This window comes from bacterium (genome assembly GCA_036504735.1).
Classification (GTDB): domain Bacteria; phylum Electryoneota; class RPQS01; order RPQS01; family RPQS01; genus DASXUQ01.
The window spans coordinates 112348-127657 of sequence record DASXUQ010000002.1 but is presented as its reverse complement, the minus strand read 5'-3'; the positions used below and the strand labels follow the sequence as shown (position 1 = coordinate 127657).

The 15310-nt window shown below is 58.8% G+C and carries 10 protein-coding genes; 1 reads left to right on the top strand and 9 read right to left on the bottom strand.

The window, feature by feature from the left end:
- Positions 1-326: 326 nt before the first annotated feature.
- A complete protein-coding gene (locus VGL38_00885; protein ID HEY3293972.1) occupies positions 327-3827 on the top strand; it encodes a hypothetical protein in 3501 nt (1166 codons plus the stop codon).
- Between the two features lie 108 nt (positions 3828-3935).
- Here VGL38_00885 and phoU read toward each other — a convergent pair whose 3' ends face one another.
- From phoU to VGL38_00840, 9 genes are all read right to left on the bottom strand, one after another.
- The gene (phoU, locus tag VGL38_00880; protein ID HEY3293971.1) at positions 3936-4646 is read right to left on the bottom strand and encodes a phosphate signaling complex protein PhoU; all 711 of its coding nucleotides are present in this window, start codon (positions 4644-4646) and stop codon (positions 3936-3938) included.
- Between the two features lie 18 nt (positions 4647-4664).
- Positions 4665-5408: a phosphate ABC transporter ATP-binding protein PstB gene (pstB, locus tag VGL38_00875; protein HEY3293970.1), complete on the bottom strand. Its 744-nt coding sequence runs from the start codon at positions 5406-5408 to the stop codon at positions 4665-4667.
- A gap of 73 nt (positions 5409-5481) precedes the next feature.
- A complete protein-coding gene (pstA, locus tag VGL38_00870) occupies positions 5482-6339 on the bottom strand; it encodes a phosphate ABC transporter permease PstA (GenBank protein HEY3293969.1) in 858 nt (285 codons plus the stop codon).
- Positions 6339-7304: a phosphate ABC transporter permease subunit PstC gene (gene pstC, locus VGL38_00865; protein ID HEY3293968.1), complete on the bottom strand. Its 966-nt coding sequence runs from the start codon at positions 7302-7304 to the stop codon at positions 6339-6341. The genes pstA and pstC overlap by 1 nt, the downstream gene beginning before the upstream one ends.
- Before the next feature lie 98 nt (positions 7305-7402).
- Entirely contained in the window at positions 7403-8422 is a 1020-nt protein-coding gene (gene pstS / locus VGL38_00860; GenBank protein HEY3293967.1) for a phosphate ABC transporter substrate-binding protein PstS, read from the bottom strand.
- 124 nt (positions 8423-8546) lie between these two features.
- Complete coding sequence (locus VGL38_00855; protein ID HEY3293966.1) at positions 8547-9779, bottom strand: putative porin; 1233 nt, start codon at positions 9777-9779, stop codon at positions 8547-8549.
- A 207-nt stretch (positions 9780-9986) separates the two neighbouring features.
- Positions 9987-10682 carry a response regulator transcription factor gene (locus VGL38_00850; protein HEY3293965.1) on the bottom strand — a complete coding sequence of 232 codons (696 nt, stop codon included), beginning with the start codon at positions 10680-10682 and terminating at the stop codon, positions 9987-9989.
- 194 nt (positions 10683-10876) lie between these two features.
- Complete coding sequence (locus VGL38_00845) at positions 10877-13165, bottom strand: OPT family oligopeptide transporter (protein ID HEY3293964.1); 2289 nt, start codon at positions 13163-13165, stop codon at positions 10877-10879.
- 218 nt (positions 13166-13383) lie between these two features.
- Positions 13384-15186 (bottom strand): DUF3857 domain-containing protein, encoded by a 1803-nt coding sequence (locus VGL38_00840; protein HEY3293963.1) that lies wholly within the window; start codon positions 15184-15186, stop codon positions 13384-13386.
- Between the last annotated feature and the right edge of the window lie 124 nt (positions 15187-15310).

Sequence of the window (15310 nt, the reverse complement as noted above, 5' to 3'; positions counted from 1 at the left end):
CCATCCAATGTTGTTCCTTGCAAATAGGAAACTTGCGTAAAATCACGCGAGCGGGATAGAAAGGGGTGGTTTGGATTCAAGAGATTATTTAACAATCATTAAGGTAGCATTTGAGTTGTTATGGGTAAAAGAGCGGGCACTTTCTAAATCTTATTGACAAGTGAAAGTGACGCCGTTATATTTATATTGACTTAAATCGCTGGAATGCCATTATACCAAGAGGAGAACAAAAGGGGCTGTTGGGAGCAGCCCACATACGGGTTCGTGCTCATCGAATTCTGTAAACACGGGCGAGTATTCACCACCAAACAAGGAGAGGAGAAGACATGCTCAAGCGAACGCTTTGGGTTGTAGTCATTGTGGCTCTATGTTGCAGTCTCGGCGTGTTGGCCGTGTACGCGACTCAAGCAAGCAAGGCTCATCTGTCGACGCAGACAAAAGGGATCGCAGCGCATCCGACGCTGAGTCCCGACAAGGCCGCACCTGAAGGCACATACTCCATTCCCGCCAAGAAAGCAAGCACGGTTGGCCAGGTAATCGCATCGAGGACGGAGTACGATTACGCGAAAGAAAACTACATCCGCCGCCAGGAAGGCTCGCTTCTGAGCAAGGACGAAGAAGCCCTGGTGCAGAGGTACTTCGGATCGCGTGACGACGGAGACAATTCGCTGGATGCCGTGGGGGGGCCGGACGGTTACAACTACTACTTTGTAGACAGCCAGGCACCGGACACCGCGGCCTATTCCTGGGTTGAAATCAAAACCACGGGGACGCGCATTACGGCGCTGAACGGTCAGGATGACCTTGCCGCTGCGTTTACCATTGGATTCTCGTTTCCGTTTTACGGATCCAACTACACGACCGGAAGCATCTGCTCGAACGGCAACATCCAGTTCGGGGGAAGTCTCAACCGGTACTGGAGCAACAGTGCACTGCCGTATGCAGGCGACGCCACGTATGGCCTGGTTGGCCCGGCGATTTTCCCGCTGTGGGACGATCTGATGATCGGCTCCGGCGCGATCGGCGGCGTGTATGTGCAGAACTTCAACAACCAGTACTGTGTGGTCGAGTGGGACTCGGTGACGAACTTCTCGGGCGGCGGAGCGCCGAAGTTCGAAGCCATTCTGTACGCGGATGGCAAGATCAAGTTCCAGTACAACTCGATTGTAAGTCAGAGCCCCACGGTGGGTATTCAGGGCGCGGGCACAGGCACGAACTTTTTGCAGTACCAGTACAACGCGACCGGTCAGCAAGTGGCGACCGGCCGGGCGATCTGGTTCTACCGGTTTGTTCCGCCCACAGCAGAACTGGGGCTGAGCAATCTGACGCCGTGCGGCGCGGTGAATCCCAATCCGGCGGCGAGCGTCTCCTTCCGCGTGACGAATGCGGGAGCGGTGGCCTCGACTCCGGTGACGGCCTATTTCAATTTTGACAACGGCGCGACCACGCAGAACGTGGCTGTTCCGGCGATTGCCCCGAGCAGCTTCTTCGACGTGTTCTTTACGACCACGGTGAACCTGTCGATTGGGAACCATACCTTGAGTGGATGGTTCCTGCCGCATGATAATCCGGCGGGGAACGACTCGGCCTTCTGCGCGCTGACGGTGGCGCGCCTGTGCCCGACGCTGTTACCGGCGGATCTGAGCCTCGATCCGATTCCGACGACTCCGTGGGCCGGATCGGTGACGGGAAATTGCGGCAATGGCGGCAAGTGGGATGGTTCGTTCAGCGCCACGGCGGGGTACACGTACCATTTCGACCTTTGCCCGGACGCACCGGGAGCGGGCACCGCGAGCTTTGACGTTGATATTAAGATCTGCGATGCGGCGGGTACGATTCTGGCGGGGCAGGACGGCGCCTGCACGGCGCTCTCCTATCATCCCAATGACTTCACCTGGACGCCGGTCACATCTGGGACCTATTACGTCGTGCTGGCGCCGTACTCTTCGTACGCCAGCCACACCTGCACCGGAACGGCAGCGAGCACGTTCACGATGCAATACTATGTGGCGACGGAGATCGCGCCGGGAGAAACGTGCGCGAACGCCCTGCCGTTTACACTGGATACGCCCTATAACGGTACGACCGTGGGCTTCCAGGACAACTATGAATCCGTGTGTCCGTACAGCAGCACATCGCCGGATGTGGTCTATAGCTACACGCCGTCCGTTGACCAGTTGGTGACCTTCAGCCTGTGCCAGGGGACGACCGACTACGACACGAAGCTGTTTGTGTTTGCCGGAAGCTGTGATGGCACTCCCGTCGGGTGCAATGACGATGCCTGCACGGCTCCACTCTTTCCCAATCCGTACGTGTCGCGTGTGGCCTGCCTGCAGTTGACGGCGGGCACTACCTACTTCATCGTCGTGGACGGTTACGGCGGCGAATCGGGCAACTACACCTTGCTGGGCACGGCGTGCTTCTGTGACATTCAGGAGCAGGCGGGCGACATCGCCGAGGTGACCGAACCCTGGCCGATCCCCAACAACTTCTCGCAGAACGATCCGGATGGCGGTTGCAACAACCGTCCCGGCACTCCGCTGTTCCAGAATATTCAGTGCGGCGAGACCATCTTCGGCAAGACGTTCATGTACACGGACAACATCAGCGGCCTGCTTTATCGCGACACCGACTGGTATCGTCTGGTCGTGAACACCACCACCTATGCGACGTGGTCGGTGACCGGTGAAGACTCACTGGCGGCGATCATCGTCAAGCATGTGATGGATCCTTGCTCAACGCTCAGTCTGACGGCGGCGGTATCGGCGGGCATGTGCTCGACAGCCACGGTCTCGGCCTGTCTGCTTCCGGGCACCTACTACATGTGGGTAGGCTGCTATAAGTCCAGTCCTTCGGCAGCGCCGTTCGATTACCGGGCTACGCTGACGTGCGGCACCTGTCCCACGGGCCGCTGCTGCTATGGGAGCGATCCGGCCAATCCGCTCTGCGCGGATAACGTGGAGCCGGCCTGCACGGCTCTCGGAGGCGCATGGGATGTCACCATGACTTGCGCGGGCAATCCGTGCCCGACGCACCTTGCCTGTCAGACGGGCAACATCATGCTCACGCAGCCGCCCTACAACGCCGACGAAGCGTGGGCCGGTGTGACCAGCGAAGCGAGCCAGACCTATCTGGCCTATGACAACTACTCGGTCAGCAGCCCGATTGGCAGCGTCCGCTTCTGGGGTCTGGATGCTTACAACGGCGGCAGTTGGGCCACGTGTGACGAAGACCCGATGCCGTTTACCATCAGCTTCCATCTGGACAGCCTCGGCTATCCGGCCTCCGCCGCGGTCTGCTCGTATGACGTGTCGCTGACCCGTGTGGCGACCGGCATGAATTACGTGTCGGGCACGCTGAACTTCCCGGTGTGGGAGTATGATGCCGTGCTGTCGCCGCCGTGCACGCAGTTGTCCGGCTGGATCGAGATCGTTGCCGGCGGTTCGACCACCTGCTGGTTCCTGTGGGCGGCTTCGCCGTTCGGCGACGCCACCATGTGGCAGTGGAACGGCCAGCTTTTGCAGTGGTCGAATCCGGGCTATGGAAGCCTGGCGCTGTGCCTGGCGTCGGGTTGCGATGCCACTGTGCTGGCCTCTCATGTAACCGCGTACATGTCCCCGGACAACGTGCATCCGTGGATTAACTTCCACGCGCCGGTGGACGGTGACTACCGGATTTACAGTACGACGGACAAGACGATCGGCTATCCGAACCCGGGCTGGACACTGGAGACCACGGTGACGGTGACGTCGGGCGAGCATGTCTGGACGGATACGGGCACGGTGCAGACGTACAAGCGGTACGTGGTCATCCACAACTGTCCGTAACATTCCCGGCGTGCCGGTTCACACCGGGAACGCCATGAACCTGAGAGAAAAAAAGCGGCCGATGCTGAAGCATCGGCCGCTTTGCTTGCCTCGCTATGGAAAACGGTGTCAGGGATGCGGCTTCGGTCCGCCGCCGGAATGCCTGCGGGGATCGGCCTCCACGGACAATTCGCGGTGCCGCACCACTTCCCCTTCGACGAGGTACACGACGTCCTGCGCGATATTGGTCGACAGATCGGCGATGCGCTCGAGGTAGCGAATGCAGGAGAGAATCTGAATCCACTGATCGAGGTGTTCGGGATCGCGGCGGATTTCATTCAACACAATGGTGAAGAGTCTGTCCCGCTGCTCATCCACGTCATCATCGGAGAGAATGACGCTCTTGGCGAGTTTGACGTCGGACTCGATCAGGGCATCGAGGCACTGTCGCACCATCTGCGCCGCTTTCTGGGCCATCGCGTTCAGGCCTTTGGGAACCGGCACGGGACCGCGCTCGGACAGGAAGATCACGCGCTCGGCGGTGTTCACGGCGAAGTCACCGATGCGTTCGAGATCGTTGTTCATCTTGAGCACCGCGACGACAAAGCGGAGATCGCGGGCCACGGGCTGGTGCAGCGCGAGGATCTTCAGGCATTCCTCTTCGATATGCACTTCCCGCTGGTCCACGTCCGCGTCTTCGGCAATCACCTGCTCGGCGATGGTGCGGTCATTGGTGCTCAGCGCGGTGATGGCGAGCGAGATGCTCTCCTCGATAATGGTTCCCATTTCGAGGATGATCTTCTTGAGTTTCTCGAGATCTTTTTGGAGATGTGCGGGCATGAGTGTGATCCTAAGGGCTTATCCGAAACGTCCGGTAATGTAATCTTCCGTCTGACGCTTTCGGGGATTTTCGAAAATATCCTTGGTGGTGCCGAACTCCACCAGTTCGCCGAGGAACATGAAGCCGGTGTAGTCGGAGACGCGGGCGGCCTGCTGCATGTTGTGAGTGACGATCACGAAGGTGTACTGCTTGGTGAGATCGGCGACGAGTTGTTCGATTTTGGCCGTCGAGATCGGGTCCAGCGCGGAGGTCGGTTCGTCGAGCAGGAGCACGTCCGGGTGCAGGGCAACCGCCCGGGCAATACAGAGCCGCTGCTGCTGGCCTCCGGACAGGCTCAGAGCGCTCTGGGCGAGTTTGTCCTTGACTTCATCCCACAGAGCGGAATCGCGCAGGGCCTGTTCGACCCGCTCATCCATCCCGTGGCGGGTGAGATGTTCGAAATGGCGAATGGCGAATGCCACGTTTTCGTAAATGGTCATGGGAAAGGGCACGGGTTTCTGGAACACCATGCCGACCTTGCTGCGAAGGCGATGGATCGAGTAATTGCGGTCGATCACATTCTCGCCGTCGAGCAGGACCTTGCCTGTGGCAACCTGACCCGGATAGATTTCGTAGATGCGATTGAAGATGCGCAGCAGGGTGGACTTGCCGCAGCCGGACGGGCCGATCAGCGCGGTGATGGATCGTTCCGGGATGTTCATGTTCAGCGACTGCAGCGCCCTGAACTTGCCGTAATTGAACGTAAGGTCTACCACTTCGATCTTGGTCGGTGTTCCCGCCGGTGTGGGTTCTTGCTGGAACTCGGCTCTTCTGGAGGGTACAGTATGCACAGGACTAACCATTTTGCCGCCGGTTGCGTAACAGGATGATGCGGGAGATGATCCCCAGAGCCAGCACGAGCATGGTCATCACGAAGGCTCCGGCCCAGGCCAGAGCGTGCCAGTACTCGTAGGGACTCATGGCATATTGAAAAATGACCACAGGCACATTGGCCATAGGCTGGTTCAGTTTCAGACTCCAATACGGGTTGTTCAGCGCCGTGAACAGGAGCGGCGCGGTTTCGCCGGAGATGCGGGCCAGCGCCAGCAGGACTCCCGTGAGCACGCCGGACAGCGAGGCGCGGAAGAGCACGTGCCGGATCACTTTGTGCCGTGGCACTCCCAGTGCCAGCGCAGCTTCCTTGGTGGCGGACGGAACTAACTGGAGCATTTCGTCCGTCGTCCGAACCACCACGGGCAGCACGATGAACGCCAGCGCCACCGCGCCCGCGAGGGCGGAAAAGTGTCCCATTTGCTTGACCGTAATGGTATACACGAACAGGCCGATGACAATCGACGGCGCCGAGAGCAGAATGTCGTTCACAAAACGGATGGTATGGCCGAGCCTTGTATGGCGCGCGTATTCGGCGAGATACATTCCGGCGCCGATGCCGATGGGTGTTCCCATAAGCACCGCAAGTCCGCTCATGAGGATGCTGCCCACAAAGGCATTGAGCAGGCCGCCGTCGGATCCGGGGGGCGGAGTCAATTCCGTGAAGAGCCGCCACGTCAGCACCGGCAGGCCTTTGCTTAAGGTGGTCCACAATATCCAGCTTAACCAGAACAGGCCGATGACGGCGGCGAGCGTGGCAAGAGTCCTCGCGGCGCCGTCTGCGAGACGGCGGCGGTAGAGCAGGCGATCATTCACATCCATCAGTTGCCCTCCATGCGCGACATGCGGCGCAGCATCAGGCGGGCAATAGCCAGCACGATGAAGGTGACGACGAACAGCAGGAAGCCGAGGGCAATCAGCGAAGACAGATAAAGCGAGGAATCGGCTTCCGTAAATTCATTAGCGATGGTGGCCGCAATGGAATTGCCGGGTTCGAGCAGCGACGCCGACAGCCGGTGCGAATTGCCCAGCACGAAGGTTACGGCCATGGTCTCGCCGAGGGCGCGGCCCAGCCCGAGAAAGACACCGCCGGTGACCGCCGAGCGGGTGTAGGGCAGAACCACATGCCACACCACCTCCCAGGTGGTGGATCCCAGCGCATAGGCCGACTCTTTCAAGGTGGAGGGGACGGTGGCGAAGACTTCACGCATCACAGCCGCAATAAACGGGATGACCATCACGGCCAGCACGATTCCTGCCGTGAGCATTCCCAGGCCAATCGCGGGACCTCTGAACAGGGTCCCAACCACCGGCAGCGTTCCCAGATGATTGGTCAGCCAGGGATCCACATACTTGGCCATGAAAGGGACAAATACAAAGAGGCCCCACATGCCGTAGATGATGGACGGGATTCCGGCGAGCAGATCAATCGCCGAGGCGACGGGCATGCGCAGCCACTTGGGCGCGATTTCGGTAAGGAACAAGGCAACGCCGAAACTGACCGGCACGGCCATGGTCATGGCGAGCAGCGCGGTGATCAGGGTTCCGTAGATCGGAATGAGCGCGCCGAAGTTTTTCTGCACGGCATCCCACTGGCTGCTCCAGAGAAACTTCCAGCCGAAAGTCAAGAAAGCTTCGCGTCCACCCCAGAGCATGGACAATGCCGCGCCGAGCAGGGCCACGAGCACGAAGACGGCGCAGCCCAGGACAATAAGGTGGAATAGTTTGTCGGCACGCCGATCCCGCAGGTCGAGACGCCGCAGAGGATCAAGGGCCGGACTTTTCACATTCAACATGTGCTGACAGGATGTTTAGACACCGGAAACGGGTGCCGCTGGATTGCAGACAGCACCCGCCCTACCGGATCGGAGATCATGAAAAGGTGTCAGTGAATCTGCTGCGACCAATAGGTCTCGATTTGTTGAACGAGAGCCGGAGGCAGCGGCACATACTGAAGTGTGTGGGCCTGATCCTGACCGTTTTCCAGCGCATACTTGAAGAAGCCAAGCGCGGCCTTGGAATTGGCGGCGTTGGTCGGCTGCTTGTGCATCAGCACAAAGACCGACGCGGCGATGGGCCAGGACTCCGCACCGGGAGCATCGGTGATGATCTGATAAAAGTCGGGCTCCTTGGTCCACTCGGCGCTCTCGGCGGCCTTCTGGAAAGACGCGAGGCTCGGGGTGATGAAGTTGCCCGCGCTGTTTTTGACCTGCGCATAGGCCATCTTGTTTTGCAACGCGTAGGTGAGTTCGACGTAGCCGAGAGCGCCATCGAGCTGATTCACGTAGGCGGACACGCCTTCATTGCCTTTGCCGCCGACACCCGTGGGCCAGTTGACCGACGTGCCTTCTCCGACCTTGGTCTTCCACTCGTCGCTGACCTTGGACAGATAGTTGGCCCAGTTAAAGGTCGTGCCCGAACCATCGGAGCGGTGCACCACGGTAATCAGCTTATCCGGAAGTTTGAGATCGGGGTTCAACTGGGTAATGGCGGCGTCATTCCACTTGATGACTTTGCCGAGAAAGATGTCGGCCAGCAAGGCACCGGTGAATTTCATTTGACCGGCCTGGATTCCGGGGACATGGACCACCGGTACGACGCCGCCGATGACCACGGGGAATTGGGCCAATCCGGCTTCGGACAGTTCCGACGGCTTCAAGGGTTTGTCGCTGGCGCCGAAGTCCACCGTGGACGCCTTGATCTGGGCGATGCCAGCACCGGAGCCGACGGACTGATAGTTGATTTTATCGCCGGTCTTCGCGGCGTAGTCCGCCGCCCATTTGGAGAGCACGGGATAGACAAATGACGAACCGGCTCCCGTGACGTCTGTCGCCAGTGCGGAACCGACAAAAAGCATCAGGGCGAAACTCAGAACAAGCGCGCGAACTTTGATGGGAACTAACATGTAGTCTCCTGATGGACAACTTGGATTATTGATCCGGGTGATCGAGTGTTGACTGCAACCTAATATGCCGTAACAGGCCCGCGGCGTCATGCTCAAAACGCCACGGGACCTGCCCGGCATTTATCTAAAACTTAACTTCGAGGTCGGCCTGAATGCGGTCATAATTCAGATGCCGCGCGCTGCCGGTGTTATCCGGATCCTTGACATTCCGGAAGTAGGTAGCGGCGAGGCGGGTGTTGGCCATGGTGTTAAAGCCCAGACTGATCTTGTGACCGTTGAAATTGGTGCCGCCTCCGGCAGGATCGGAGAAACTGAAAGCGCCGATGGTGGCGTCCTTCTGCAGGACACGGTAATCATAGCTGAAATCCCAGTCGATGGGCATTCCCTTGAACTTCACGAAGGCTCCGGCCAGCCAGCCCATGTTCAACTTCTTGTTATAGGCGGCGGACGTGTCCTTCTTAACGTCGCTGTTGGTGACGAAGTCGAAGAGCACTCCGGGTTCAATTTTGTCGAGCTTGATCTTGGCCATACCGTTGACGTTGATCAGGTTGTAATCGAACTTGTAACCCAGTGTGTCCGTGCCACGGCCCGAGATCGGAACAAGAGAATTGCCGAAGCCGTTGTTGGGCGCATAGAGCGTGGGGTTGCCCTTCACATTGCCGTAGTCGATGTAGGCGACGGCGAGTTGCGCGGCGACAGTGTTGACGGCGAGCTTGCCGCCGAGCTGGGCTTCAAACAGGCCTTGCGTTAAGGCATGTTTCGTCGTACTGCTGGGAGCGCGTTCACCCGCCCAATAACCGCCGGCACGGAAGAAGAGTTCATGCGCGCCGAGCTTGTGGTTCAGCAGCAGGGATGCGCCTTCGACATTCAGATCATTGTCGTAGACCAGCTCGTCACCGTTAGTCTCAAAGGGAACCGGCTGACGTCCCGCGCGGCCATCAAACCACTTGGCGCGGCCCGGATGGAAGTCAACGTAGGCGCGGTCAACCCAGATGGGCTTGGGAGTAAAGCCGCCGGAAAGATCCTGATTGGTGGACACGGGATCGCCCGCGACGGGATTGCTGGTATTGGATGTTCCGGTGCTGGTGGCAAGGCGGAAGTAGGCATCGATATCGGGATTGACGATTGCCTGCAGGCCGAGACGCACGCGGATGCGATTGCGATTGCGGTCGTAGATACGAATCTTGGATGCGGTAGCGCTGTTATAGGCTTCCGCACCTATGAACTCGTAACGGTAGCGGAAATCTCCGCTGAGCTTGATTTTATCCGTCCAGCTCTTGGTCTCTTCGGCAAATAACAGGCTGGGCAGCGCGAGGGCCAGCAGGGCAAAGATAGCGAGAGTGTGTTTCCGATCCATTAAGATGCTTTCAATTGGGTTGGGTTGGCTTTTGTTTTGTCGATTGTAAATTTACCGAACCAAAGTAAACAGACCATAAGGCGACTGTTAAGAAAGTGTAAAGAAACAAAAAAGGCGCGATAATTCGCGCCTGTGCCTCCAAAAGAAAAGCAAAAATCGAAAAGCTGAAAAGAAGACGTTTTTAGGACGGGGTGGACATGGGCTCACTTACTCTTCTACGGCATCGGAGAAGCGGTAACCGACACCGCGAAGGGTTTCGATGTGGGAGCCACGCGGGCCGAGCTTGCGGCGGAGGGACATGACATGCACATCCACGGCGCGGCTGGAATAGTCTACGTTGGAATCCTGCGTGGAATCCATGATCTGCTCGCGGCTGAAGACCCAGCCTGGTCTGCGGGCCAGCATCATCAGGATGCGGAATTCACGGGCCGTGAGCTGCACGTCATTCACACCGACGTACACGGCATGGCGGGCGGGATAGATTACCAGATCGCCGAAATCGAGCGGCGTGTTTTCATCGCCAGGAGCCTTCTTGCGGCGCAGCGCGGCGCGGATGCGTGCCAGGAGCACGCGCATGCTGAAGGGTTTGATCACATAATCGTCCGCGCCGATTTCCAGCCCCGTCACGATGTCGGCTTCGGTGCCCTTGGCCGTGAGCATGATGACCGGCAGATGAGCGGTCTCGGGGTGGGATTTGATCTGGCGGCAGACATCGAGGCCATCGATGCCGGGAAGCATCAGATCGAGAACCACAAGATCGGGCGGCTCATCTTTCAATTTGCGCAGTGCCTTCTCGCCCGTCTGGGCGCGGGTTACTCCGTAGCCCTCTTTGACGAGGTTGTACTCGATCATTTCGAGGATGTCTTCCTCGTCATCTACGATGAGAATATTGGCTTTGCTCATCTTCTGTTCACCTTTACGCAGGTTCTGTTTGTAAAGCAGTTTTTGAATATACGAATAATGAGGCTTATTAACAACTCCTGTGTGCGCAGCATGTTGCTGATGGTGTTGCTGAAGTGATGGGCGGCTAAGATATCTAAGAACAAGAAGAAGGCGCACCGTTTGGTGCGCCTTCTTTCATTTCGAGAAGCACTGGCTTATTGTACGAAGCCGAGGTACATAAGCAACGCGACCACCACACCCATGATGCTCTCGCCTGCGATCCAGCCGGAAGCGATGGGAACAGTGTTCATGTCATTCCACTTCGCCGCTTTGCGTTCAAGAACCCAGACGATGGCCGCACCGAGGAACATGGAGAAGCTGGTGTAGCCGTTGATCGTCATGGCAATGCCCAAGGCCGCCGGGGAAGGCGTGTAGGGCTTGATCTTGGGGAACATGCGATCCAGAATGACAATCGTTACGCCGAGCACGAAGGCGACGATAATCGCCACCACGGCACTGGGCGGCAAGGTCGACAGGCCCTTGGCAAGCACCTTGGCCACACCCTGCCAGACCAGCGCGGACGGGGCGGGGAACTTGTCGCCGCCGAGGATGCTGGCATCGGGGACGAGCAGGAAGTAGGCGGGTACCGCCATAAAGGCACCGGAGATGACGCCGAAGAGCTGGGCGATGAACTGCTTGCGCGGATTAGCGCCGACCATGTAACCGACAAACAGGTTACCGACGGTGTCACTGCACGAAGCAGCCGCACCTGCCGTGACGCTGGCGGTCATCAGATTGGTGGTCATGTTTCCGGGAGAAATGGCGCCAAAGGTGAGCTGGGTGACTTTGCCCAGTGCGCCGATGGGGTTGATGCCGATTTCGGCTCCGGCACGAGCAGCAACCGCCGCGAGAAAGAACGTGAGCAGAACGGCAATGGCACCCATATACCAGTGGATGTTAAACATCCACATCAAGAGCACAATGGAGGCAAGGCCGGTAATCAGAAATCCCGGCACAAACCAGCTCATGGGAATTTCGATGTCATCGAGCGGACCCTTCTTGCCATTCTTCGCCTTCTTGCCGAAACTGGAGAAGATGCTGCCGAAGGTGCGGCCAAGCGTACGCCACTGGAAAGCCAGTGCGAGCAGACCACCGACGACGAGCACGGTAGCGCCCGGCCAGAGACTCCACGCACTGATATTGCGGAAGCCGCCCACGGTTCGCATGTTGGCGGTTTCGGGATCAAACCCCATGTCCTTGAGCATCGCCGGATCTTGATTTGCGGGGAAGGAAAGGCGGGCTTCCCAGTTGATGGCCTTCGAGGCTTCGGCAAGCAGCACGGCGCCGCCGACGCTCTTGTTCAGGGTATCGCGCACCGAAATCACGCCATAGAGCGGATTGGGAGTCGTGCCGTCCAGCAGCTTGGGGGCATTCAGATCCTGCTTCAGTTCCTGAAGATTTTTGTACTGAGCCGGCTGGGTCCACGTATAGCGGAAGGTGTCGAGACGCGAACCATCCGCCATTTCCGGACCCTTGGTGGCTTCTTCGAGCACCACCATAAAGGTGCTGCCGTTCTGCATAGCCATGGGCGCATGAGCCTGCGCCACCGCCGTCACCTGCGGCGGATAATGGTGGATAATCTTGGCATTGATCAGGTTGGGCGCCAGAACCGCGTAGTTGAAGAGGAAGCCGACAAGCATACTCATGCCGACCTTGATCCCCATCAGCGCGCCGATGCCGACGAAGATGAAGCTGGGCTCGAAGGTCAGGGTAAGCTTGGAGAGGGACACACCCTTAATACGCAGCGGCAGGGCATACTGCGGCTTCATCCACGAGCCGATAGCGGTGGTCATGGGCGCGAGAATATCGCGGAACAGGACGAGCACGATGCCCGACAATCCGGCGAAGCCGAGGGCCTTGGCCTTCTTCATGGCGTCACCGCCGGCGGAATACATGGCCTTGAGCGTTTCGCCCGTGGGGACGTTGCCCGGGAAGCGGAGATGGTCCACCTGAATCATCTGCCGCTTGAAGGGGATGGCCATGAACAGACCGGAATAGAGAATGATGCCGATGAGCAAGGTGAGCTGCCACCATACGAACTGGTAGCCGGTGAGCATGGTCAGGGCGGGCACCGCGGAGACGAGGCCGGCCGAGGAGATCCAGCTTGCGGCCACGGCGGCGGTCATCATGATGGTGCTCTCCATCATGCCGAATTCCTTCTTGACGAGGCCCATGCCTTTGAACGCCTTGAAGAGGGCGAACATGATGATGATCGCGGCGATGTCCACGCCCAATCCCCAACCGGATTTCAAGCCGATGTAGAGATTGGAGACGGACATGATGCCGCCGAAGATCATTCCGGAGATGATCGCGCGAGCGGTGAGTTGCGGTTGTGAATCGCCCTGATAAACGTTCTTCAGCCAGTCAAGGTCGCGCTGCAACACGCCGTCTTCCGGCGGTGCTCCTTCGACTTTCTTCCCGGCTACTGCTGCTGGGTCCGGCATGGGGGTGCCTCGTATGGGTTATATGAGAAAAGAGGAAATCGTCTGATCGTACTGGCCTGGAGTCTGAACACACTCTCGATTGTCATCCGGCATTTGTCCTCAAATGCCGGAGCTCTCTTCATCAGTATCCCCGAGAGATCCTGCATCCCGAAGACGGGCTGCAGGATGACAAGGTCCGGATCGTGGTGCGGAGCGAAGTGTGCGCAGCGCCAGCGATGTTACTTCTTGGCGGTCTTGGCGTCTTTGGGTTCGAAGACGACGGTGTTGTCGGGGCGCTTGCCGGCATCGAGCATGAAGGCGCGGAAGGAACTCCAGCTTTCGGGGGGAATCCATTCCTTGGAAAGTTTCAGCGTGCGTTCGAACACGAAGCGGCCATCCTTGACCTCGCTCTTGACGGTGCCCTCATCGAAGTCCCATTTGCGGGTGAGGTTCTTCGGCATATCCTTCACCTGCCACGCGTCGGGAATGGCACATTCGACGTGAAGCGTCGCGGTAATGGGGGAGCGGACTTCCTGGCGGAATTCTCGCGTGGTAAGCGAAAGCGGCGCGTCGGCGACGACATGCTCGAAGGGCGCGATGGACAGTGGCAGGACATGGTAACGGTCCAGCGTATCCATGGCATGAACGGCGGTGAAGCTGAAGTCAATGGCCACCGTGCTGCCATGGCGCGGGGACTCCAGATCCTTGATGGCTGCCTTGGTAATGGTGAAGCCCTTCACGCGGACGTTGCGCTTCAGGATCGCTTCAGGGCCGGATTCGCGCACGGTCTCATACATTCCGAATTCACCCTGCGCCGACAGCGTGCCCGTACCCTTCAGCGTGTCCTGGTTCAGACCGTCGAAGGAGAGCGACAGGGTGATGAAGGGATTCTTGACCTTGGAGGCGAACTCGAAGGGCGGCTCTTTGGTATTGTCCAGCGGGACCAGCCAGTAGCCCAGCAGATCGGCGCTGCCGAATTCGCTGCCCGGTATCACCGGATCGCTGTAGCCGTAGGCGCCGCCGGGAGCGCGCATCGCCACCACGGCGCCGGAGATCTCATGCACACAGGGCACGGGAGCATCGGGCACAAAGCATGGCACCACCTGTGTGGAGAGTCCAAACTGATTGGCGATTTTGGAAACCATCGCGGCCAGTTCGAGGCCGTTGCCGTAGCCGCTGGCGAGAACATCCTTCACCGGGCGGAGCGTCAAACCGAAGTCCGGATGATCGAATTCGTAGCGGTTGAAGCGTCCCTTGACCCACGTCTTGATGGCGTCGAGACGGTTCTCGTCGCCGGAAACGCCGACGAGCGTCTTGCCCAGCGATTCGGGAATCACCAGATCCCCGGCGGAGGCGGCGTCGAGACGCAACTTCAGTTCGGTCTGGATCTGTTCCCAGTTCCTGGCCGAAGTGAAGGCTACATTGGGCAGCAGCACGCGATGGCCTTGCAGATCCTGCTTGTCGTAGCCGGACTGCTCGCCCACGGTCCACGTGTAGGTGGCTCCGCTGACGGCGGGCTCGGGAGCGCCGCGATCCACTTTGTAATTCAGCGTCTGGCCATCGGGAATCTGCACCACGAGGCGGCGGGCGATCACGGGATTCTCTTCCCGCAGATAAACGCGGCCTTCGAGCCACGGGAACTGCGGCTTGGGAGTGTTCAGACAGTAGTGCAGTTCGGTAATGCAGCCGTTTTCAAGGCCCATCAGCGTGACGACCATCTGACGGTAGGGCGCGTAATCGGGAGCCTTGTCGAGGCCATCGGGCACCACGGGATTGTAGGCATTGTGCGGCGTACAGTCAATGGTGCGGCCGTCTTTGGTGTAGGTGCGCGCGGTGAGGATCATCAGCGAATCGCGGCCCGCGAGGTAGTTGATGCGGGGATCGCCGAAGTTGTCGCGGGAGGCTTCATCGGGCAGGTAGCGGAACACGTGGCTTTCGACCGTCTTGCTGCCGTCGGAGCGCAGCACGTAGCTGTCCTCGGTCCAGAGCACGATGCTCGATGCCTTGGGATATTTTTTCAGAGCGGAAAGGTTCTTCTGCACCTCGGGCGGAAGATCCTTGAAATCGGCGAAAGCCGCAGAACACAAAAGCCAAAAAGCCAAAAAGCCAAAAAGCCAAAAGCATCTGGCTGATGCGGGGATTATGTGCAGGGGGGAGTGAACGATC

Bases quoted from the DNA above. Each gene is read 5' to 3' on its own strand.
- VGL38_00885 (HEY3293972.1), top strand. From the start codon at position 327: ATGCTCAAGCGAACGCTTTGGGTTGTAGTCATTGTGGCTCTATGTTGC.
- phoU (HEY3293971.1), bottom strand. From the start codon at position 4,646: ATGCCCGCACATCTCCAAAAAGATCTCGAGAAACTCAAGAAGATCATC.
- pstA (HEY3293969.1), bottom strand. From the start codon at position 6,339: ATGGATGTGAATGATCGCCTGCTCTACCGCCGCCGTCTCGCAGACGGC.
- pstS (HEY3293967.1), bottom strand. From the start codon at position 8,422: ATGTTAGTTCCCATCAAAGTTCGCGCGCTTGTTCTGAGTTTCGCCCTG.
- VGL38_00855 (HEY3293966.1), bottom strand. From the start codon at position 9,779: ATGGATCGGAAACACACTCTCGCTATCTTTGCCCTGCTGGCCCTCGCG.
- VGL38_00850 (HEY3293965.1), bottom strand. From the start codon at position 10,682: ATGAGCAAAGCCAATATTCTCATCGTAGATGACGAGGAAGACATCCTC.
- VGL38_00845 (HEY3293964.1), bottom strand. From the start codon at position 13,165: ATGCCGGACCCAGCAGCAGTAGCCGGGAAGAAAGTCGAAGGAGCACCG.